Source organism: Salmonella sp. 3C, from assembly GCF_025426275.1.
GTDB classification, from domain to species: domain Bacteria; phylum Pseudomonadota; class Gammaproteobacteria; order Enterobacterales; family Enterobacteriaceae; genus Salmonella; species Salmonella enterica.
Genome location: NZ_CP104858.1, coordinates 2,107,899 through 2,130,242, shown reverse-complemented (window position 1 = coordinate 2,130,242; position 22,344 = coordinate 2,107,899). Strand labels below are relative to the sequence as shown.

22 protein-coding genes and 1 pseudogene are annotated in these 22,344 nt (G+C 50.9%); 12 read left to right on the top strand and 11 right to left on the bottom strand.

Annotated features, from left to right (window positions below; all coding sequences use genetic code 11):
• Positions 1–14: 14 nt before the first annotated feature.
• Entirely contained in the window at positions 15–1,559 is a 1,545-nt protein-coding gene (gene malF / locus N7E69_RS10120; protein ID WP_000382572.1) for a maltose ABC transporter permease MalF, read from the top strand.
• A gap of 14 nt (positions 1,560–1,573) precedes the next feature.
• On the top strand, positions 1,574–2,464 hold the full coding sequence (gene malG, locus N7E69_RS10115) for a maltose ABC transporter permease MalG (RefSeq protein WP_001252087.1): 891 nt from the start codon (positions 1,574–1,576) through the stop codon (positions 2,462–2,464).
• Positions 2,465–2,629: 165 nt separating this feature from the next.
• Here the strand turns inward: malG and psiE are convergent, their stop codons facing one another.
• The 6 genes from psiE to pgi form a co-directional block, all read right to left on the bottom strand.
• A complete protein-coding gene (gene psiE, locus N7E69_RS10110; RefSeq protein WP_000982749.1) occupies positions 2,630–3,040 on the bottom strand; it encodes a phosphate-starvation-inducible protein PsiE in 411 nt (136 codons plus the stop codon).
• Between the two features lie 142 nt (positions 3,041–3,182).
• The gene (locus N7E69_RS10105; protein ID WP_000750793.1) at positions 3,183–5,279 is read right to left on the bottom strand and encodes a YjbH domain-containing protein; all 2,097 of its coding nucleotides are present in this window, start codon (positions 5,277–5,279) and stop codon (positions 3,183–3,185) included.
• Positions 5,279–6,016: a capsule biosynthesis GfcC family protein gene (locus N7E69_RS10100; RefSeq protein WP_000977969.1), complete on the bottom strand. Its 738-nt coding sequence runs from the start codon at positions 6,014–6,016 to the stop codon at positions 5,279–5,281. The genes N7E69_RS10105 and N7E69_RS10100 overlap by 1 nt, the downstream gene beginning before the upstream one ends.
• The gene (locus N7E69_RS10095; protein ID WP_000824806.1) at positions 6,013–6,651 is read right to left on the bottom strand and encodes a YjbF family lipoprotein; all 639 of its coding nucleotides are present in this window, start codon (positions 6,649–6,651) and stop codon (positions 6,013–6,015) included. The genes N7E69_RS10100 and N7E69_RS10095 overlap by 4 nt, the downstream gene beginning before the upstream one ends.
• Positions 6,652–6,714: 63 nt before the next feature.
• Positions 6,715–6,957, bottom strand: a complete 243-nt coding sequence (yjbE, locus tag N7E69_RS10090) for an exopolysaccharide production protein YjbE (RefSeq protein ID WP_001541297.1) — start codon at positions 6,955–6,957, stop codon at positions 6,715–6,717.
• Between the two features lie 443 nt (positions 6,958–7,400).
• The gene (gene pgi, locus N7E69_RS10085; protein WP_000790037.1) at positions 7,401–9,050 is read right to left on the bottom strand and encodes a glucose-6-phosphate isomerase; all 1,650 of its coding nucleotides are present in this window, start codon (positions 9,048–9,050) and stop codon (positions 7,401–7,403) included.
• 387 nt (positions 9,051–9,437) lie between these two features.
• On the opposite strand from pgi, the gene lysC reads away from it, so the two are divergent.
• The gene (gene lysC, locus N7E69_RS10080; protein WP_000136394.1) at positions 9,438–10,787 is read left to right on the top strand and encodes a lysine-sensitive aspartokinase 3; all 1,350 of its coding nucleotides are present in this window, start codon (positions 9,438–9,440) and stop codon (positions 10,785–10,787) included.
• Positions 10,788–10,917: 130 nt separating this feature from the next.
• Here the strand turns inward: lysC and N7E69_RS10075 are convergent, their stop codons facing one another.
• Positions 10,918–11,265: a Mor transcription activator family protein gene (locus tag N7E69_RS10075; protein WP_000615248.1), complete on the bottom strand. Its 348-nt coding sequence runs from the start codon at positions 11,263–11,265 to the stop codon at positions 10,918–10,920.
• Between the two features lie 322 nt (positions 11,266–11,587).
• Between N7E69_RS10075 and N7E69_RS10070 the strand changes: the two are divergent.
• From N7E69_RS10070 to N7E69_RS10035, 8 genes and pseudogenes are all read left to right on the top strand, one after another.
• Positions 11,588–11,812: pseudogene (locus N7E69_RS10070) on the top strand (hypothetical protein); the annotation flags it as partial.
• A 30-nt stretch (positions 11,813–11,842) separates the two neighbouring features.
• On the top strand, positions 11,843–12,130 hold the full coding sequence (locus tag N7E69_RS10065) for a DapH/DapD/GlmU-related protein (RefSeq protein ID WP_001675416.1): 288 nt from the start codon (positions 11,843–11,845) through the stop codon (positions 12,128–12,130).
• Between the two features lie 578 nt (positions 12,131–12,708).
• Positions 12,709–13,437 (top strand): hypothetical protein, encoded by a 729-nt coding sequence (locus tag N7E69_RS10060; protein WP_000587744.1) that lies wholly within the window; start codon positions 12,709–12,711, stop codon positions 13,435–13,437.
• Between the two features lie 428 nt (positions 13,438–13,865).
• Positions 13,866–15,455 carry a PTS sugar transporter gene (locus tag N7E69_RS10055; RefSeq protein ID WP_000716850.1) on the top strand — a complete coding sequence of 530 codons (1,590 nt, stop codon included), beginning with the start codon at positions 13,866–13,868 and terminating at the stop codon, positions 15,453–15,455.
• A 23-nt stretch (positions 15,456–15,478) separates the two neighbouring features.
• The gene (locus N7E69_RS10050) at positions 15,479–16,318 is read left to right on the top strand and encodes a hypothetical protein (protein ID WP_000472332.1); all 840 of its coding nucleotides are present in this window, start codon (positions 15,479–15,481) and stop codon (positions 16,316–16,318) included.
• Between the two features lie 16 nt (positions 16,319–16,334).
• Positions 16,335–17,198 carry a Cof-type HAD-IIB family hydrolase gene (locus N7E69_RS10045; RefSeq protein WP_000924640.1) on the top strand — a complete coding sequence of 288 codons (864 nt, stop codon included), beginning with the start codon at positions 16,335–16,337 and terminating at the stop codon, positions 17,196–17,198.
• Positions 17,185–17,943, top strand: a complete 759-nt coding sequence (locus tag N7E69_RS10040) for a DeoR/GlpR family DNA-binding transcription regulator (protein ID WP_001068171.1) — start codon at positions 17,185–17,187, stop codon at positions 17,941–17,943. Before N7E69_RS10045 ends, N7E69_RS10040 begins: the two co-directional genes overlap by 14 nt.
• A gap of 62 nt (positions 17,944–18,005) precedes the next feature.
• Positions 18,006–18,278, top strand: a complete 273-nt coding sequence (locus tag N7E69_RS10035) for a DUF3811 domain-containing protein (RefSeq protein ID WP_001207628.1) — start codon at positions 18,006–18,008, stop codon at positions 18,276–18,278.
• Here N7E69_RS10035 and rluF read toward each other — a convergent pair.
• The 3 genes from rluF to N7E69_RS10020 are packed head-to-tail and all read right to left on the bottom strand — an operon-like array spanning position 18,275 to position 19,866.
• Positions 18,275–19,144 (bottom strand): 23S rRNA pseudouridine(2604) synthase RluF, encoded by an 870-nt coding sequence (rluF, locus tag N7E69_RS10030; RefSeq protein WP_000954605.1) that lies wholly within the window; start codon positions 19,142–19,144, stop codon positions 18,275–18,277. The genes N7E69_RS10035 and rluF overlap by 4 nt on opposite strands.
• A 46-nt stretch (positions 19,145–19,190) precedes the next feature.
• Complete coding sequence (locus N7E69_RS10025; protein ID WP_001096731.1) at positions 19,191–19,730, bottom strand: DUF2058 domain-containing protein; 540 nt, start codon at positions 19,728–19,730, stop codon at positions 19,191–19,193.
• Between the two features lie 34 nt (positions 19,731–19,764).
• On the bottom strand, positions 19,765–19,866 hold the full coding sequence (locus N7E69_RS10020) for a hypothetical protein (protein WP_001576533.1): 102 nt from the start codon (positions 19,864–19,866) through the stop codon (positions 19,765–19,767).
• Positions 19,867–19,937: 71 nt separating this feature from the next.
• On the opposite strand from N7E69_RS10020, the gene pepE reads away from it, so the two are divergent.
• Positions 19,938–20,642 (top strand): dipeptidase PepE, encoded by a 705-nt coding sequence (gene pepE, locus N7E69_RS10015; RefSeq protein ID WP_000421779.1) that lies wholly within the window; start codon positions 19,938–19,940, stop codon positions 20,640–20,642.
• A 59-nt stretch (positions 20,643–20,701) separates the two neighbouring features.
• On the opposite strand, the gene N7E69_RS10010 is transcribed toward pepE, so the two are convergent.
• On the bottom strand, positions 20,702–22,333 hold the full coding sequence (locus tag N7E69_RS10010) for a Na/Pi cotransporter family protein (protein ID WP_000956811.1): 1,632 nt from the start codon (positions 22,331–22,333) through the stop codon (positions 20,702–20,704).
• Positions 22,334–22,344: the final 11 nt, after the last annotated feature.

Here is a 22,344-nt window from a genome sequence, read left to right as displayed (position 1 = left end):
AGAGGAAAACCCCCATGGATGTCATTAAAAAGAAACACTGGTGGCAAAGCGACCAGCTTAAATGGTCAGTAATTGGTCTGCTGGGCCTGCTGGTGGGTTACCTTGTAGTTTTAATGTACGTACAAGGGGAGTATCTGTTCGCCATCATGACGCTGATTTTAAGCTCTGCTGGCCTGTATATTTTCGCAAATCGTAAAACCTACGCCTGGCGCTACGTTTACCCTGGCCTCGCCGGCATGGGGCTGTTTGTGCTATTCCCGCTGGTGTGCACCATCGCTATCGCCTTTACTAACTACAGCAGCACCAACCAGCTCACCTTTGAACGCGCCCAGCAAGTGCTGATGGACCGTTCTTATCAGGCAGGAAAAACCTATAACTTCGGTCTTTACCCGACCGGCGACGAGTGGCAACTGGCCCTCACCGACGGAGAAACGGGCAAACATTACCTGTCTGACGCATTTTCCTTCGGCGGCGAACAAAAATTACAGCTGAAAGAGACTGATGCCCTGCCGGGCGGCGAACGCGCCAATCTGCGAATAATCACCCAGAACCGTCTGGCGTTGAACCAGATAACCGCCGTCCTGCCGGATGAAAGTAAAGTGATTATGAGCTCGCTGCGTCAGTTTTCCGGTACCCGTCCGCTGTACACACTGGCTGATGACGACCTGCTGACCAATAACCAGAGCGGCGTAAAATACCGGCCAAACAACGATAGCGGTTATTATCAGTCGATCAACGCCGACGGAAGCTGGGGTGATGAAAAACTCAGTCCTGGTTATACCGTTACTATCGGCGCGAAAAACTTTACGCGCGTCTTTACCGACGAAGGGATCCAGAAGCCCTTTTTCGCTATCTTCGTCTGGACCGTGGTCTTTTCGGTCCTCACTGTGGTGTTAACCGTGGCGGTTGGGATGGTATTGGCCTGCCTCGTACAGTGGGAAGCGCTGAAAGGTAAAGCTATCTACCGCGTCCTGCTGATTCTGCCCTACGCCGTACCGTCGTTTATTTCAATTTTGATTTTCAAAGGGTTATTCAACCAAAGCTTTGGTGAAATCAATATGATGCTGAGCGCGCTGTTCGGCATTAAACCTGCCTGGTTCAGCGACCCCAACACCGCGCGGGCAATGGTGATTATCGTGAATACCTGGCTGGGCTATCCCTACATGATGATCCTGTGCATGGGACTGCTGAAAGCGATTCCGGATGACCTGTACGAAGCCTCCGCAATGGACGGCGCCGGTCCATTTCAGAATTTCTTTAAGATCACCTTACCGCTGCTGATTAAGCCGCTAACGCCGCTGATGATCGCCAGCTTCGCCTTTAACTTTAATAACTTTGTCCTGATTCAGTTATTGACCAACGGCGGGCCAGACCGTCTCGGCACCACCACGCCTGCCGGTTATACCGATTTGCTCGTCAGCTACACCTACCGTATCGCCTTTGAAGGCGGCGGCGGTCAGGACTTCGGTCTGGCGGCGGCCATTGCCACGCTGATCTTCCTGCTGGTAGGCGCGCTGGCAATAGTGAACCTGAAAGCCACGCGTATGAAGTTTGATTAAGGGAGATAATAACAATGGCTATGGTCCAACCCAAATCTCAGAAACTGCGTCTCCTCATCACGCACCTGGGGCTGCTGATTTTCATCGCGGCGATTATGTTCCCGCTGCTGATGGTCATCGCTATCTCGCTACGTGAAGGGAACTTCGCCACCGGAAGCCTGATCCCGGATAAAATCTCCTGGGAACACTGGCGGCTGGCGCTGGGTTTCAGCGTGGAACATGCGGATGGTCGGGTAACGCCGCCTCCCTTCCCGGTCCTGCTGTGGCTGTGGAGCTCGGTGAAAATCGCCGGTATTACCGCCATTGGCATCGTGGCGCTCTCCACCACCTGCGCCTACGCTTTTGCACGAATGCGTTTTCCAGGTAAAGCAACACTGCTTAAAGGGATGCTGATTTTCCAGATGTTTCCGGCGGTTTTGTCTCTGGTGGCGCTGTATGCGTTATTTGACCGCCTGGGACAATACATTCCATTTATCGGTCTGAATACGCATGGCGGCGTGATCTTCGCCTATCTTGGCGGCATCGCGCTGCATGTTTGGACGATTAAAGGCTACTTCGAAACTATCGACAGTTCGCTGGAAGAGGCCGCCGCGCTGGATGGCGCAACCCCGTGGCAGGCGTTTCGCCTGGTGCTGCTGCCGCTTTCCGTACCGATTCTGGCGGTGGTGTTTATTCTGTCGTTCATCGCAGCGATTACCGAAGTTCCGGTCGCCTCGTTGTTACTGCGCGATGTGGACAGCTATACGCTGGCCGTGGGTATGCAGCAATATCTCAACCCGCAAAACTATTTGTGGGGCGACTTTGCCGCCGCCGCCGTCCTTTCAGCTATTCCTATCACCCTGGTGTTCCTGTTGGCGCAACGTTGGCTGGTCAACGGCCTGACGGCAGGGGGTGTGAAAGGTTAAGTTTTATCGAAGTACCTGCCCGGCAACGGGCAATGCCACTGCCCTCAACTTATGTTATCCCCACTTATGGTCGTATTTTGGCGCTCTTCGGAGCGCTTTTTTTATGCGTTATAGACAGCGGCTGATTTATTGCCACGCCATACGTCCGTTACGGTGTGGCGACGCCTATTCTCGCCGTAGTCGGTTCGAATTACATAACCACAACGTGATAACCAACAGGAGGATCGCCGCCGAATAGAGTAATACATCCATTGGCGTTTTATGATCGACAATGATCAGACGCACAATCGCCGTGATCCCAATGTACACGAAATAGCGCAGCGGAAAGTGAAGGCCAGACTTAAAGTACTTCACAATCAGCGCAATAAATTCGAAATAAAGAAAGTAGATCACCAACCCTTCCACCAGTTCATATTTGCTGGCTTGCTCAGGCGCGAATAATGCATCCGCCAGGTGCACCGTCTCTTTACCGAGAAAAACGACCAGGATCAGACCGAGGGTAAGCAGCCCCAAATTTAGTACGTTTTGTAAAATCGTGGCGATAAACTCAAGACGTGAGCGCGATAATGGCATCATAACAGCCCCCTCTTTCTCTGCGGCGAGGTTTCTGTATAACGCACAAATGTGACGGGCATCTATATTTTTTATTTATGTTTATATTTTGTTCAATAAGATAATTTGCCGGATAGCGCCGTAAACGCCTTATCCGGCCTGAGTATTAACGGAAATTTACGCTCCTGTCACTGGTCATATCATACAGGCCAAACTTACGGCCAAGCTGTTGACCACCGTCACGCGTCAGCGGCGTCCAGCCAATTGCCGCACGACTTCGGGTTGGGCCGGACGAGAAGAGATCCAGCGGCACGGAAACATATACGCCTTTGGTAAAATCCCCTTCCCCATATTCATCCGGCGACGCATCGGTAATCGTCGCGTAACCGCCGACAACGACGCCGCTATCGAAGCGTTTGGCGATCTCCAGCGTACCGCCTTTATCGCCCGCCAGATACTGACCAACGCTGGCTTTCACCAGCACATCCTGGGCGAACGACGGCGTCCAGTATGCGGTCAAATGTCCGGTCTTCACGCTGTAATCGGTAAACTTCATCATATCCTGCGCGCTACGCCAGTCACGCTGTTTCACGTAGTTGGCATCCAGGCCAAACGCCCAATTGCTGTCTACCGGGCGATACAGGACTTCCGCCCCGGCACCGCCAAACATGGTCTCCAGATAACCGCCATAGACCTGCCCATAGAAACCATTGCCAAAATACTGGAAGTAGTTGGCCTGTAGGTTATTCACATAAACATCATTCTGCACATACTCACGGACATGCGTACGCACCCGCGGCAGATGCGAGTCCTTCGGCGGATTGGTGTAGTTAAATTTGTCGTAGTTGTTGGCGATATTGGCAAACACGCTGCCCGTGGTGAGCAGATGATCCGTGACCCACAGATCCGCAGTTCCCATTACGCCCAACTGATACATATAGAAGTTTTCCGGGCCGCCTACCGACTGATTCAGCACGGGATCAAGATGAAAATCAACGCGCGACTTGTCGATATACCAACCCTGTTCAGTACTCTCTGGCACGATCGGCTCCACGCGTTTTTGCGCCAGCGGAGTTTCATGTCCCAGCGGTTCGCCTTCCAGATGGCGTTTCAGGCTGGCGACATCGGTTTCAGTGGTGACCTGCGGCAGATTAAGGCGGTTTTCCGTCACGCGGATCGTGCGGATCCCCTCCGGCAGATCGTTCATGACGATCCGGTTAGCGCGCACGATCCCTTCACGGGAGTCGCGGTACTTCACCTGTTCACCGGTAACGTATAGCGTATCGCCTTTGACCTGGATTTTCGGGTCCGCCAGACCGGCATTATATTTCAATAACGTTAATTGATTAGCCACTACCGAATGTTGCAGGATGGCATCCTGCGGCTGTGGTCGGTATTGCGGGCGTGAATTGTCATGATACGCGGGACGTAAATCGTTGAAATTGGTGCGCAGCGTAACGCCAAACATAAAGGTGTTGCCGCGCTCGTAGCTGAGGTTAACGTCGGCCCAATCGGTGACGCGGTAAATGGCGCCGACGTTAAACTTGCTCTTCTGCTCCAGTTTACCCGCAAAATCCTGCTGATAGTTATTGCCTTCATACTCCAGCTTCAGGCGTAGCGGTTGCCACGGGGTCTGATATTCTACGCCGCCAAACAGTGAGGCCGGGCCGTGAAACATATCGCTACCGTCGACGGAACCTGCCTCTTTATAGCTGTTATCACGCGAACAGAATTTATCACTATACGAACAGAAAGGATTAAACACATTGCCGCTGGTGCCAAGATAGCCCCAGCCGAGACCTAATGAAAAATCAAATGGCCCCCAGGCCTTACTCGCTACAATATATTCCGCATCAAACAGCCCCGTCCCGCCGATATCGCGCGCGCCAACCGCCACCTGCGGCATCCAGTAACTCTCTTCCCACAATCGCAGTTTCACATCAAACGCTTTATCTTTGTAAGTCTGGTCACCGGAGAATGATTCCACGCTGCTGTACTTTTTCGTACGGACATCGGTATAGCGCAACGTGGTTTCCAACCACGGGAAAAGCTGAACCGAAGCCGAGTAGTAGCGGTACTGATCGTTATCGCGATAGTTCAGGCTCATCTCCCCTTCACGCGCCATACGCGCTGTCGGCGTTTGCAGCAGGCCCACGCCGCCAAAGTCAGATTGTGAAGGCCCAACAGGGGCTGGATATGTTTCGGCATGGCAGGCCGCGCTAATACCCAGCGCCAGCACGCTGAGCAGATGTGTTTTTTTCATTATTCCGGTATCCGCTGCGTCAGGGTATGAAGAATGTCGGCATTCATCGCCTCCGGCGTGCCGCGCCAAAGGGAATCGGCAAAACCGACAAAAATAATGCTGCCGGGCATCGGCTCGATATGACGTTTATTCCAGTAAGCCACCGGCGCTTTTTGACTGCGTCCATCAGGGTAAACCACCCAGGCATAGCTACGATCCGCGCCGCTGAGTAAGCGCTGATCCTCAAGATAACTGGCGACGTCCCGCCCAGGGACGAACGGCTGGCTGCCCGGCTGGCTAATCAAGCCAAAGAGCGTCACCTGCGTGGGTTGCGGCCCGACCCAGAGCGTGTAGTGACCTTGCAGCGGCGGGTTACCACGTTCGCTCACCCGCACCACGTCAGGATCAAGATTCACGAATTGTCTGCCCGTCACCTTCACCGCCTGAATCTGTCGGCGCAGTGTGTTTATCGCCGCCGCCGCATCGCCGTCTTCCTCAGCGCCGAGCGCCGCCAGTCGCCCGAGAAGTTCCTGCTGCTGCTGACGCGCCGTCACGGTCGCCTGTTCTTCGCCTATCACCGCCGCAGGCCACCAGCTCGTTGCCAGGCGCGGCTGTCCGACTAAATCGAGCAGACGCTCAGCGTCTGTCAGCGTTTTAGGCTCGCTATTACCCTGGGTAAAAACGGTAACAGTGCCGCTGGCAAAGGCGGATGACGCGACAAAGGCCAGCGCCAGCGCGCTTATCGTCCTTTTCATCATGATTTTGCCGCCTTAATCAGCGTGGTTTTCACCGGAAAGTAATTCGCGCCCAGATACTGTTCCGTCTGGCGAATTTGGCCTTCGCTATCAACCCAGTAGCGATTACGCCAGCGCGTTTGATCGGTCGTCACTTCTTCATCTAACACCCGCACGGCGGTCTCTTCACTGCCGACGTTCACGCTATCGGTCCCTCGCCATGTAAAAACGGAGCGGGCGGTGGCGTAACGCACCTGGCGATGTTCGGTCCAGCCCAGGGTGCGAGTCCAGGTCGCGCCATCGATAATCTGTCCTGGTTTCGCCAGCGGGTCGGCCGCCAGATTATTCACATCGATCAGGTTGTCGCCGCTGAGCAGCGTTTTGACCAGACGGCCATGCTGCGTCACGATCGTCGCGCCATCCTGCGTCACCCATTTCTGCTGCCCGTTTTCCGAGAAAGCGAGCACCACAAACAGTTGAGGACCGCCGTTAAGCTGCATGTACTGGCTGGCATACGGCATGTTTTGAATATCGTCATCCGTTAGCTGTACGCCTGGCGTACCGAACAAACTGTCCCACAGTGAATCGCCCAGGCCTTTAGTGGTGGCCGAACACGCCTGTAATAGCAGGCAAATCAGGATAAGTGCGAGTCGCTTCACGACGCTTCTCCAGAGGGGCAAAATAACCACACCGGAGTGTGGTTATGGTTAAACGTACCGATACTACTGGGTACTGGTGGTCGTGGTGGTCGTGGTCCCGGTATTGGAGCCATCGCCGCCGCCGGTTGCCGCTAACGCGACGCCCACCGCCGAACTTACGGTGCTAACGCTGGTAGCGGAGGAGCTTCCCGCCGATACCGACGTCGCTGCCGACCCTGCCGCTTCACCCACCTGAACGGGGGCTGCCGAGACAGATGTCGCCGCAAGCGCGGTTATGGCAAAAATGCCATACAGTACTTTTTTCATCATAATTTCCCTTCATTGAATGAATGGAGATTTACCCAAAAGAATTTCGGGCGCTACCGAGTATACACAACCAAAGCAGGCGGATTATGTCCGGGAGAAATAACAGCGAGGTTTTAGGATAATTAAACTTTAAAGAAGTAACGCCTACATTATTTAATTAACAAACAAATAAAATCAATAAGTTAAAATTAAACTAAAAGACATCAGCATCCGTATAATCTGAAAATAACGCAGAGTGATTTTCTGGTTATTGCTTATTTTAGGATTAAGCTCAATATAAAATTGTGGGGATAAAGACGGACAAGCGGAATTATCTTATAAAAAAAGCCGATGTGAATATCGGCCTTTTTATTATCTTATTCTCTTTTTGCCGGATGGCGGCGAAACGCCTTATCCGGCCTACAGACGCTATGCATTACGTAGACCGGATAAGCGCAGTGCCATCAGGCTCGCCAGGCTTTATAACGGTTAATCAGACCGTTAGTAGAGCTATCATGGGACGAAATAGCTTTATCATCGCCCAACTCCGGCAGAATACGGTTAGCCAACTGTTTACCCAACTCAACGCCCCACTGGTCGAAAGTAAAGATGTTCAGGATGACGCCCTGTGTAAAGATTTTATGCTCATACAACGCAATCAGTGCGCCCAGGCTGAACGGCGTAATTTCACGCAGCAGGATAGAGTTGGTCGGGCGGTTGCCTTCAAACACTTTGAATGGCACAACGTGTTCAAGCTGCGCCGGATCTTTACCCTGATCGCGATATTCCTGCTCAACCACCTCGCGGGATTTACCAAACGCCAGCGCTTCGGTCTGCGCGAAGAAGTTAGACAGCAGCTTCTGATGATGATCGGATAGCGGGTTATGGGTGATAGCCGGGGCGATAAAGTCACACGGCACCATTTTAGTACCCTGGTGAATCAATTGATAAAACGCGTGCTGACCGTTGGTGCCTGGTTCGCCCCAGATAATTGGGCCTGTCTGGTAATCCACGGCGTTGCCGTTACGGTCAACGTATTTACCGTTGGATTCCATGTTACCCTGCTGGAAGTAGGCGGCGAAACGGTGCATATACTGGTCGTACGGCAGAATGGCTTCGGTTTCCGCGCCGAAGAAATTGTTGTACCAGATGCCAATCAACGCCAGCAGAATGGGTAGGTTTTTCTCCGCCGGAGTGGTGGAGAAATGCTTGTCCATCGCGTGCGCGCCGGAAAGCAGCTCGACAAAGTTGTCGAAACCGACGGACAGAATAATGGACAGCCCGATGGCAGACCACAGCGAGTAACGACCGCCGACCCAGTCCCAGAACTCGAACATATTGGCCGTGTCGATACCAAATTCGCCGACCGCTTTGGCGTTGGTGGAGAGCGCAGCAAAGTGTTTCGCCACGTGTTTTTCATCGCCTGCAGTTTTCAGGAACCAGTCGCGCGCGCTGTGGGCGTTGGTCATGGTTTCCTGGGTGGTGAAAGTTTTAGAAGCGACCAGGAACAGCGTGGTTTCCGGGTTCACTTTTTTCAGCACTTCAGCGATGTGGGTGCCATCAACGTTAGAGACGAAGTGCATAGTCAGATGATTTTTATACGGACGCAGCGCTTCGGTCACCATGAACGGGCCGAGGTCGGAACCGCCGATACCGATGTTCACCACGTCGGTGATGGCCTTACCGGTGTAGCCTTTCCACTGACCGGAGATAATCGCTTGCGAGAAAGTTTTCATTTTCTCAAGCACGGCGTTCACTTCCGGCATCACATCTTTGCCGTCCACAATGATCGGCGTATTGCTACGGTTACGCAGCGCCACGTGCAGCACGGCGCGGTCTTCGGTGCGGTTGATCTTCTCGCCGGAGAACATGGATTTAATCGCGCCGGCCAGATCGGTCTCTTTCGCCAGATCCTGTAATTTTGCCAGCGTCTCTTCGGTGATGCGGTTTTTGGAGAAATCCACCAGCATCAGATCGTCAAACGTCGCGGAAAATTTAGCGAAACGGTCGCTATCGTTCGCGAAAAGCTCAGCGATCGTAACGTCTTTCATTTCATCGTAGTGTTTCTGGAGCGCCTGCCAGGCAGAAGTCTGCGTTGGATTGATGTTTTTCATTAGCAATACTCTTCTGATTTGAGAATTGTGACTGGGATCGATTGTAACGCCAGTCACAGAAAAGTGTGATTGTTTTAGTGCCGTTGCCCCAGGCACTGTCGAATGAGGATAAAAAGTATATACCCTAAATAATTCGAGGTGCAGAAAGGCGGCAAGTGGGTGAGTCGCCGGGCGCATAGATAAGCCAACATACTACAAACGGGTATCGGGGTTATAAGCGCTGTTACTGAGCCTAAACTCAGCATAAAAAATCCGCATAATCCCAACGTTGACAGTCCAGGCCACAACTTTTATTTATAAATACGTTACTTGCATTTGCGCCTGCACCGGTTTCTGTTCTGCCCTTGTGCCATGGTCGCGTTTTTCATTTCCTGACACGAGGTTGATATGACAGAGATCGTTGTTTCCAAATTTGGCGGTACCAGCGTCGCTGATTTTGACGCCATGAACCGTAGCGCGGATATCGTACTTTCCGACGCCAATGTTCGTTTAGTCGTGCTTTCCGCGTCTGCCGGCATCACTAATCTGCTGGTGGCGCTGGCCGAAGGGATGGAGCCCGGCGAACGTTTCGCTACGCTCGACGCCATCCGTAAAATCCAGTTCGATATCCTTGATCGTCTGCGTCATCCGAATGTCATTCGCGAAGAGATTGAACGCCTGCTGGAAAACATCACTATTCTGGCGGAGGCGGCATCGCTGGCGACATCGGCAGCCCTGACCGATGAACTGGTCAGCCACGGCGAGCTGATGTCTACCCTGCTATTTGTTGAGATCCTGCGTGAACGCGACGTACAGGCCCACTGGTTCGACGTGCGCAAAGTGATGCGTACCAGCGATCGCTTTGGTCGTGCGGAACCGGACGTCGCAGCGCTTGCGGAACTGGCCGCGCAGCAGTTGCTCCCGCGCCTGAGCGAAACGTTGGTCATTACTCAGGGCTTTATCGGCAGTGAAAGCAAAGGCCGCACCACGACATTAGGCCGCGGCGGCAGCGACTATACGGCAGCGTTGCTGGCTGAAGCGCTCCATGCCGCGCGAGTTGATATCTGGACAGATGTGCCCGGTATTTACACCACCGACCCGCGCGTAGTGCCCGTCGCGCAGCGAATTGATGAAATCGACTTTGAAGAAGCGGCGGAGATGGCAACCTTCGGCGCAAAAGTACTGCATCCAGCCACCTTACTCCCGGCCGTGCGCAGCGATATCCCAGTCTTCGTTGGCTCCAGTAAAGATCCGCAAGCGGGCGGTACGCTGGTGTGCAATAAAACCCAAAACCCGCCGCTGTTCCGCGCGCTGGCGCTGCGCCGCAATCAAACGCTATTGACGCTGCACAGCCTGAATATGCTGCACTCACGAGGTTTCCTGGCAGAGGTGTTCGGCATTCTGGCGCGGCATAATATTTCGGTAGATCTGATTACCACTTCGGAGGTGAGCGTTGCGCTGACGCTGGATACTACCGGCTCCACCTCCACGGGCGATACGTTACTGACCCAATCCTTATTGATGGAGCTTTCCGCGCTGTGTCGGGTCGAAGTCGAAGAAGGACTGGCGCTGGTCGCGCTGATTGGCAACAACCTGTCAAAAGCCTGCGGTGTTGGTAAAGAAGTGTTTGGCGTCCTGGAACCGTTCAACATTCGCATGATTTGTTACGGCGCCTCCAGCCACAATCTGTGCTTCCTCGTGCCGGGAGACGATGCCGAGAAAGTGGTGCAAAAGCTACATCAGAACTTATTTGAATAATCGCCCTGACACGACAGCGGGTGAGCGCTATCAGGCAATACGCTGCCGGATGGCGACGCAAGCGCCTTATCCGGCCTGTCGCAGCTCCCGGCGTATAGCGCTTGTCGCTATACGCCATACCCGATATCGCTTACAGCATACGCCGCTGGTGCTGTTTTTCCGTGTGGACCCGCTTAACGATTTTATAGATCCACTGCAGTGTCAAATTGTACTTTTTGGCCAGCTCCGCATAATTACGCCCATCGCACTCGCTGTAAATCTGATAATCCCGTTCCGAGGCTCGACCAGAGATACCTTTGGGGAAATAAATGCTTTGCCCGCCCCAGTTGCGCATCATTCTGTCAGCAATTGCCTGACCGGCATTTTCGGCTGACGCGCTATCAATATTCATGCTTTCAATAAGTACCTGCGACGCATGAAACGCCAGATCGTTAATAATCTCCGGAAGCCGAACCATTTCTTTTGATTTCTGAATCATATTTTATCTCCATATCCAGCACCATGCTCCCCGTGACGGCACCAAAAAGGGAAGCGTAAAAAACGGTGCAATAACTACCCATCAATACATTCAAAATATATATAAATATTTACTATCAACGGCATTTAATTATAAATTAAAAGAATGTTCAGTTTGCATAGCAAATGAAGTATTATAAAAAACCATCTTATAGTATTTTTACCAATTGATACGTGAACCTCCTACGATAATAACATTTATTTAACAAGCTAGCTTTCTTCATTGGAGGAAGAAAAAATCAAACTCTTACATTGCTTATTATTTTCCATATCTAAAAAAGGAAGTGGATTACGGGAATACTGGCGGCATGAGATTATTCGCAGGAATGAATTTTCATTATGTCGATTACTTATGCAGGCCAATAACAATCGCCGACGTAATTTTTATTTTGGTGGCGTCTGGCAAATGAGATGTATATCTATAGTTCAAAAAAACAGAAAAAACTGGATTATGGATTAATCGCAAACTAAATTCCAAATTTGGAATTGATATAGAGCTGGGAGCAGTAATCGGCTATGGTTTGGATATTCCGCATCACATGGGGATCGTCATCACGAAAAAGGCTCGTATCGGTTGTAATTTATCGCTTAAGCAAAATACAACAGTAGGGAACAAGCAAGGTTTAAAAGAAGATGATTTCATTATTATTGGCAATAATGTAGATATAGGAGCCAACACCTGCATTATAGGCTCTATTACTATCGGTGATAATGTTACTATTGGAGCAATGTCATTTGTAAATAAGAGCATTCCAGCAAATAGCATATATATTACAAAAAAAACATCAGAAGTAATCCCAGTAATAAATCACAAAAAATGGGATTAATCTAAATCTTAAGATTGCAATATTTTATAGACTTTTCTCGTCAGGTTAATAGACTAAAAATAAAACATTTCTTTTGTGAATGATTGTTATGTTCATTCTCTGACCTGATGTCTACATCACTATTCTGATAGAGCGTTTAGTAAGGCCCGGTAGCGTAAACGCTATCGGGCATCGTTCTCGTAACATCACTGCAGTCTGTCCAACTCCGGGATACCTGCCTCCCGGTTGCCTGAGAAGATGGATAAAAATACTGCGGACCTCGCGCTTTAAACACTGAAGTGTTTAATCCAATTCAGCAACATAAAAACCACCAGAAACAAAAAGGGGAAATAAGATCACTCCCATCCCAACTCTTATTTTATATCTCCCCATGGAAATATAAAAGACAAAACAATCATTAAAACATTTATCAACTTACATTACATATATTAATAACATTATAAACAAATTAATTACATTCACATCTTGAATGTAATTAAACTTCAATAACCATATGAACACTAATTTTGTTGCAATATAAAGCACATTAAATATAGTGGAACATGGCTAAAAACACCTAATATTCACCGGGGAATATAATGATTATTGTTTCTGTGCTCAGACAAAGCAAAGACTTCACCACAAAACATGCTCAATGGTTACATAAGCAGCTCAAAGGTTATGATTCTGTTTGTTTAACAGATGCGCTAAAGATAAAAGGGGTAAATACAGCGCCTCTTTTGTATGATTGGCCAGGATGGTGGGCAAAACTAGAACTTTTCAATCCACTGCATCCTGTTCTTGGTAATGAGGATATTCTCTATATTGATATAGATAGCGTTGTTGTGGGAGATATTACTCCTCTGACAACTATGAAAAAAATAACATTACTTAATGACTTTTCTCAGCATGGTGCTTCAGTTGCGCCAGCAACAGGTATTATGTTTATTCCTGCACCCGCAAAAAAAAATGTGTGGGATGAATTTATGAAAAATCCTGAAAAGGAAATCAATGCCATAAGAACCCCGCCCTATCATGGCGATCAAGGATTTATCGGCAGAATATGTCAAGATGCTGAAAGATGGCAAAACATCTTACCCGGAAGAATTATTAGTTACAAAGCTAATATAGCAACACCAAAAATGATTGGTTTTAACCCTGAACTATACGATGGGACAGGTAATGGAAAATTACCTGACGGAGTAAGCATAGTCTGTTTTCATGGTTCCCCTCGCCCCTGGAACACAGCATTGCCTTGGGTGCCTTATTTTAGTTTAAAAAACACAATCCAAAGCAAAGTGAAACAATATAAGTTATCACTGCGTTAAAGCTTCCTTCTCTTCAATGCCGGCGCTTTTCTTTGCGCCACCAGAACCTCTATATGTTTCTAATACGGTAGCGTAAGCGCCATCGGGCTATGCGTTGCCGGATGGCGACGCAGGCGCGTCATCCGGCGGTTCCCGCGCCAGGCGCTGCCGGCGGAATACTGCTCAGGAATCCGCAACACCCTACTCGTCCCATCAACATGGGCAGCTTTCCCCTATTTATGCACTCCTCATTTTGAACCTCGTCATAAAACCACACAAAACAACATAAAGCAAAAATACAAATTAATCATTATATTTTAGTGATTTACATTTGAAAATTGAGATCATTTGGTATAAAACCACCTTTTCATTGTTGCTTTATTTTGTTTTAGTTGGAATTATGATTGCACTACAACACAGATAACCCCCTTACCCTATTTGAGGCCGCTATGAAAAAAATTGCGATTATTGGAAGCAGTGGAGGCAACCTCTACAACCTGGGTGGCGCCGAGCCAGAGAAGTTACTCCAGGAAATTTATCAGCAGTGTGAGGCTGCGGGCGTGAATGTGGCCGCCGTACAGTTTATCGCGGCAGAAGCCTCGATGGACGTCGCCAAACCGGATACCCCGGCATCGGTTTATGCATTAACCACAGAAAACCAACAAAAACCACAGCGCATATTTCAGGGCAAACTTTCGGAGGTAAACACCTCGGTAGTAGAAAGCGATCGCCAAATCGCTGAGATGATCCGCCGCGGTGAGATCGATGGGATCGTGGTAATGAGCGCTGATCCGGTAAAGGCGAACCAGGCCGTTTTTGCCGCCGCCGTTGAGATGAAAACACCGATTGTCGGCACCGGGGGAACCTCCATGGCGCTGGTGGCGGCAAAGGGGGCGAATGTGGTCGCGACCTCCGGAACAACTGGCACCACCAGCCGTACCCGCGCCGTCTCCTTCGTGGCGTCGCTGTGTAAACATTGGGGTATCAAGTACAAACCACAGTTGGGTAGCGCTTCGCCCTCGCAGAGCGGTTCCGGAAAAAGCCTGCTCAAACGTTTTAACATTCGTAGCATCATGATCCCTGCTCTACCAGGCTTTATCGCCATGGCGATTGTACTCGCCCTGAGCCACATACCAGGACTGGAAAAACTTAACGATATCTTTGAAATCTTATTAAAAGGTCTGCCAGTGTTAGTCGCGGTACTGGCGGCAAAACAGATTTCCGAACTGGATGAAGTTTCAATTGTGGCCGGGGTCGTCGCTGGCGTGCTTTCCGTAGAGGGCGGACTGATCGGCGGCATTATCGGCGGTGTAATGGCGGGGATTTTCGTCCGTTGGCTGTTCGAGCTGTGCCTGAACTGGCGCTTCCCAATGACTACCGTCAACATCGTCGCCGGTGGGATATCGGGCCTTGCCGCTGGGTTAGTCATGCACTATCTGCTGAGTCCGCTGGCGCTATCTGCGGGTAATTACATCAAACTGGCTATCGAAAGCACGCTGGCATTCAGCCCAATTCTTGCCGGGCTGCTGGCTGGTCTGGTTATCTGGCCTGCCATTCTCGGCGGCGTCTATCACGCGGTGATCCTGCCGTTGGTGCTGCTGGAGATGGAAAAATCCGGCGTCAGCTTCCTCGGCGCGGTCGATATGGTCGGTCTGGTGATGGTGGCCGCAGGTATTAACCTTGCCAATGTGATCGCCCCGCGTGAAAAAAGCGAAGCTGCCGTTGCTACGCCGGGCCTGCTCATTAACCTGGGTTTTGGCACCTTTGTTGAATCCGCCTATCCCTTCATGTTCGCCAACAAAATTGTTTTTGGCTCCGCCATTTTTTGGGCCGGAATGGGCGGCATGATGCTGGGCTTTTTTAACGTCAAAGGCGTGGCCTATGTTCCGGCTTTCGCCTCACCGTTCTTATCCAGCAATGCGCTCCAGATGGCCATCGTAATGATTGCCACAATGGCTATGACCTGCCTTACCACCATTATTGCTAACCGTTTCAAACCTGTCGTACAGAGCGAATCAACAACGACAGCCGTTAATTAATGCACCAACACCAGAGGTACACCATGTTTAAAGGCGATATGAATAAAAAACGCGCCAAAGCGTTACAGAAAGTGAAAGAAGCCATCACGCTTCACGGTGGGCAAACTATCCTCAGCACAGGAATAACTGGCGACGATGCGCGCCTGGCGAAAGCCGTGTGTGAGGCTGGCGTTAAGCTTCTGGAGCCGAACCACCCTGCGTTGGCGCTGGCGCGTGGACACAAAGGCGTGAGCAACATGCACGCGGCGGAGCAGATTCGTCACGAAATCACCAACAGCCAGATGGCTGAGGCCGTACACGGTGTGCGTAATGTGGTCCCGGACGATATTTTTATCACCGTTGGTATCGCCGGCGGTTTTACCGAAACCTTACCGGTGCCGCTCAGCGAAACGGAAATTCTGGAGATTGCCCGCGCTGGAGCCGACGGTTTACATACGCATAAATCCGACTGGGACGATCTGCAGGACATCGTTAATCTCGCCCATCAATATGGTCTGACCGTCGATGCCTATATTGGCCATCCTGACGATCTGCATACTTTCGGTATTCCTGCACGCACGCCGGAAGAGGTCGCCAGCGTGGCGAAGCGGATGCAGGATATCGGCGTGGATATGATTGGTCTGATGACCGGCATGAGCTATGAAGGCGTAGCGGCAGGCGATATCCCGCAGATGATTAAAGATCGCCTGCGGGCGTTGGTCGGCGCGGTGGATGTTCCGACGCTGGCGGAAGGCGGGATTAACCTCGCCAACGCGAAAGCGTTTAAAGATACCGGAGTCAATATTCTGGTGGTCGGTACGGCTATCGACAACATGGTGTGCAACGCCGCCAAAGAAGCCGTTACGCCGTTTATTGTTCATTGATATCAGGGAACGAGAGATGTTGTTAATCACCGATCTGGATGGAACATTACTCACCTCGCAGAAAACAATCAGCCCGCGCACGCGTCAGGCGCTGATTGCGTTCCGCCAGGACGGTGGTCTACTGGCGGCATGTTCCGCCAGACCGGTCTCCTCAATGGTACGCCTGCTACGCCAACAACAGGTTGATAGGTTGTTTAGCTGGTGCGCCGGTTTTAACTGCGGACACCTTCTGGAGATGGCGGGACAGCGCATTATTCATGCTGCCCCTCTGACCGCCACAGACCTGTGGAATATTGACCAGCATATTTCTCTTTCCCGCTATCACCACCATTTTTTTAGTGCCGAAGCAATTCACCATCGTGACGATAGACTGATTGCGCACTGGACAACATATGAGGCTCGCTTATTTGGATTACCGCTTATAACTGAAACTGCAGAAAATATCTTTAATCGTCGCAACATATATAAAATTACACTTGTTGCCGCATCTCCGGAGATAGATAATCTGTGTACAGAAGTGAATAATCACCTGCCTTGTGGATATTATGCGGTTGTCACGGGAGAGAATTATATTGATATTCAAAGATCCGATATAAATAAAGGGTGCATAATAGAACAATTAATTCATTATTTAAATATATCTTCTGACAAGGTGGTCGCGATTGGCGATCAGCAGAATGATGTCAGCATGTTTGCCGCCGCCGGAATCAGCATCGCAATGGGCAACGCGCCGGATGCAGTAAAGCGGCAGGCCGGCTATGTGACTGCCACGAATGATGAGGAGGGTATCGTCCATGCGTTGGAGTGGTTGCGTTGCCTTACGCATCCAGTTACCATGCGCCAAAGGTTGACGGCGGCGAAAGATAATGAATCCAATTAAAAGACGAAAACATATTCTTGATGAATTAAACAAATTCGGTGAAGTCACCGTTATTAAATTATCGGAAATGCTCAACGTCACCTCGGAAACCATTCGTCGCGATCTCTCCTTACTGGAATCAGAAGGCAAAATCACTAAGATTCATGGGGGCGCAGTCAAAAAGCAAGTTGTCCAGGAGGATGCGTTTAGCGCAAGAATAGAGGCGCATCGCGAAGAGAAAATAGCGATTGGCAAACTTGCCGCCGAAATGGTCAGTGAACGGGATACATTGTTTATTGACTCCTGTACAACTAACCTTATTCTGGCCGAGCAATTACCGCCTCTCGCTTTTTCCGTGATTACCAATTCAGCCCTGATTGCCGATAAAATTAAAGAGCATAACCTGCAGGCCCGCGTGTATGTATTAGGCGGCGAATATGATTACCATTTTCGCGCCAACCTCGGCGTCTCGGTGTGTCAGCAGATTAACGCAATTCACGCGGATATCTGTTTTATTGGCGCTGGCGGCATTTCTCCCCAGCATGGCGTGTTGGTGAAGAGCTTTGAAGAAGCCTACGTTGCCAAAGCCATGATTGCGATGAGCAAAAAATCAGTGATTCTCGCCGACCATACCAAATTTGGTCAGGACGGTGTGATGTGCATCGCAAGCGTAAAAGAAATCGATAACATCATCACGGATAAAGGATTTACGTCAACGGGTTATACGCCACAGGATTTCGCCGGAAAGCTGCGGATTGCTGACTGAGCGCTATCCGCCCGTAGCGTATTGCCGTAGACTAAATGCATCGGCTAACTGAGGGCACCCGTATGGCACTCCCCCGCATTACCCAAAAAGAGATGACCGAGCGCGAACAGCGCGAACTGAAAACGTTGCTGGACCGCGCCCGTATTGCGCACGGTCGTCCGCTGACCAATTCTGAGACCAACAGCGTAAAAAAGGAGTACATCGATAAGCTGATGGCGCTGCGTGAGGCTGAAGCGAAAAAAGCCCGCCAGTTGAAGAAAAAGCAGGCGTATAAACCCGATACGGAAGCGTCATTCTCCTGGTCGGCGAATACGCCGACGCGCGGCAGACGTTAACGTCCTTTCTTCTTTCGTCCCGGCGAGGTAAAGCGCTTACCGCTTGATGCCGGGCGCGCTTTCTCATTGCTTTTTTCGATCGCAATAACCGGTCGCTTAATACCCGTGGTCTTCGGCTTCGCTTTGGCCTTTGGTTTGGCTTCGGAAGAGGAACGCTCAATCAATTTAAACAGATCGATCAGCTCATCGTCCGTCAGATCGCGCCACTCGCCCAGCGGAATCCCGCTCAGGCTGACGTTCATAATGCGCGTACGCTCCAGTTTCGTCACTTCATAACCAAAGTATTCACACATACGACGGATCTGACGGTTTAATCCCTGCACCAGGGTAATGCGAAAGACAAACGGCGCCTCTTTTTTCACCTTACATTTTTTGGTGACAGTACCCAGAATCGGCACGCCAGCGCCCATACCACGAATAAACTCGTCGGTAATCGGTTTATCCACCGTCACCAGATACTCTTTTTCGTGATCGTTACCGGCACGCAGAATCTTATTGACCAGATCGCCGTGGTTAGTCAGAAATATCAGCCCCTGCGAGTCTTTATCCAGACGACCAATCGGGAAGATACGTTTGCTGTGGTTCACAAAATCGACAATATTGTCGCGTTCGCCGTCTTCAGTGGTACTGACAATGCCAACCGGTTTATTCAGCGCAATCAGCACTAAATCATCCGCTTCTCGCGGCTCAATCAACCGACCATTTACTTTAACAACATCCCCGGCGACTACCTGATCGCCAATGGCGGCGCGTTTGCCGTTGATAAAGACATTGCCCTGTTCGATAAAACGGTCCGCCTCGCGACGCGAACAGATGCCGCTTTCACTGATATATTTATTAAGCCGGATAGATGTGTCGGTCAGCATATTTACTCTCTGAGAAATTTTTCTACATAAACGTCGGGAATGTGACTTACCACATCAAATCGTCGGGAACTTTAAAATCGGCATACGGATCATCTTCGTCCTGCTCTTCCTGACTCAGCGCACTGTTTACGACAATACTGTCCGCATCTCGTTGTGCGATTTTATCGGCGACGCTCGCGGGAATAATCGCATATTCACATTCACCGCTGTTATTGATAACCAGACGCGCAATCGCGAGACGCCCATTAATCAGTTGCGTCTGAGTGAGCTTATCCACGTCTATTTTTTTGATGACGTTATTATCGGTGAAGTTAAAACCAATATCGCCTTTAGATACATTGATTCTATTCATTTCAATAAGTTGCTTAACCTGAGCTTTAAACTCTTTCGCTAAAACCGCTTGTTTTTGCTGTTCACTGAGTTGTTTATCACGCTCAAGTTGCACCTTTTTATTTTTTTCCACCGCCTCTCTGGCCTCACGAGCCTGAACGCGTGATTTTTTAGCCGTGCGCTGGACTTTGGCCATTTTTTTGCTGGTCACTAATCCCGCTTGTAGCAGTTGCTCTTGTAAGGTCAGTTTTGCCATTTTCGTCTCTAAACGTGTTAAATAATTTTGCGGATTATACCTGTAATTTTTCAGGCGATACCAGATAGCAGATCTGGCCTGGCGTCACTTTTAGCGACCGCGCGTTGCCTGTAACACGCGCAACATCATGAGCCATATCAGTAAGACATTAAATGGATAATGGTAGCATTATTACGTTTTGACATTTCCTGATGAGGTGGAGAAGTAATGGAACTGCTTTTATTAAGTAACTCGACGCTGCCGGGTAAAGCCTGGCTGGAACACGCTCTGCCGCTGATAGCGAATCAATTGAACGGTCGACGCTCAGCCGTGTTTATTCCGTTTGCCGGCGTCACGCAAACATGGGACGAGTACACGGATAAAACCGCAGAGGTACTTGCGCCATTAGGGATAAACGTCACAGGGATTCATCGTGTCGCCGATCCGCTTGCAGCGATTGAGAAAGCGGAAATCATTATTGTCGGCGGCGGAAATACCTTTCAGCTACTGAAAGAATCGCGTGAACGCGGGCTGCTGGCGCCGATGGCGGACAGGGTAAAACGCGGCGCGCTGTATATCGGCTGGAGCGCGGGCGCCAACCTTGCCTGCCCGACTATCCGCACGACCAACGATATGCCGATCGTCGATCCAAACGGTTTCGACGCGCTGGATCTGTTCCCGCTGCAAATTAATCCTCACTTCACTAACGCCTTGCCGGAAGGTCATAAGGGCGAGACCCGCGAGCAGCGTATTCGCGAACTGCCGGTGGTCGCGCCGGAACTGACAGTGATTGGTTTGCCGGAAGGTAACTGGATTCAGGTGAGCAACGGCCAGGCGGTTCTCGGCGGCCCGAATACCACCTGGGTGTTTAAAGCGGGCGAAGAGGCCGTGGCGCTGGAAGCGGTCATCGCTTTTAATCCCTGGCCACATTGAATGCCGAATGACGGGCCTACACGCATGTTCTCCGTAGGCCCCGCCATCCGGCATTTCACTTAATACTCGCCCCGTTCCTCGTCCTGATCCGGCTGTTCCAGTACGCTATAGGCGACCGAACAGAACAGTGAGTTAAGACGCTTCATATCGCCCAGCAGCCCTAAATGGAGCGAGCTGGTTTCAATGCTTTGCACGTTCTGCTGGTGCAGGCGGTCGACATGCGCATGTGAGTATCGGCGATTAAGTATACGGAAGCGATGTTTACTGCGGCGCAACCGACGGGCGCTGGTGACATCGCCGGAGAAAAAGACCGACATCGCCAGTTGCAGATTACTGAGCAGTTGATCGTAAAGCGCATCCAGCTCTTTCAATCCTTCTTCTGAAAATGCCCGACGCGCCGCCAGCGACTTGTCGGCAATCTCGCTGCCCATTCGCTCGATAATATCCGACGCCTGTTCGAGGTTCAGGGCCATCTCAATAATCTCCGCCCACCGACGGGACTCCTCCGCCGCCAGCTCGTCTTTCGGCATTCGCGCCAGATAAAGCTTAATCGCGGTGTAGAGCACGTTAACGTCATCCGCCAGCTTGCGCAGCGCTTTCTCTTCACGCGGCTCGCCGTGCATGACCTTTTTTAGCCCTTCCATCATCTGTTCCATCGCATCGCCAATGCGCAACACCTCACGGGCAGCATTAGCCAGCGCCAGCGTTGGCGTATCCAGCGCGCTGACATCCAGATGTTTCGGCTTCAGATGGGTATCCAGTTCAGGCTCATCACGAATAATTCGTTTACAAAAACGCGCCATCAGCTCGGCAAATGGCACCATCGCCAGGCAGCGCACCAGGTTATAGAAAACGTGGAAATAGATCACCAGCTCTGACTTCGGTAGCGATAGCTCATCCATCAGATTCGCCAGCGGATGGACAAACGGCAGGATGACCAGGCTGCCGATCAATTTGAACAATAGGCTGCCGAGCGCTACGCGACGCGCGGCAGCATTGGCGGCGCTGTTGTTGAGCATCGCCAACAAGCCCGATCCCAGATTGGCGCCGATGACCAGGCACAACGCCACCGGGAACGATATAATCCCCGCCGCCGTCAGGGTCGCCGTCAGCAACACCGCCGCCAGGCTGGAATAACTGATAATAGCGAACATCGCGCCAATCAGCGCATCCAGCATAATGTCGCCCGTCAGCGACGCGAAAATGACCTGCACGCCATTAGCCTGAGTGATCGGCGTCACTGCCTGCACAATCAGCTCCAGCGCCAGTAGAATCAGGCCAAGCCCGATACCGACGCGACCCAGCTGCCCGGCGCGGGACTGCTTACGTCCCAAAAAGAAAATCACGCCAATAAAAATCAGCAGCGGCGATAGCCACGACAAGTCAAAGGTGAGAATACGCGCCATTAGCGCAGTACCCACATCAGCGCCCAGCACAATCACCAGAGCTGGCGTCAGGGCGACAAGATCCTGGGCGACAAACGACGTTACCAATAAAGTGGTGGCGTTACTGCTTTGTACCAGCGCGGTAACACCGATACCCGCACAAAAGGCGAGCGGTTTCTTTTCCACGCTGCGGCTGAGGACAGTGCGTAGACGCGCGCCAAACACGCGCATTACGCCAGTACGAACGATATGTGTTCCCCATACCAACAGCGCAACGGCAGAAAGTAGATGGAGCAAAGTTAACACGGCGTCAGGTT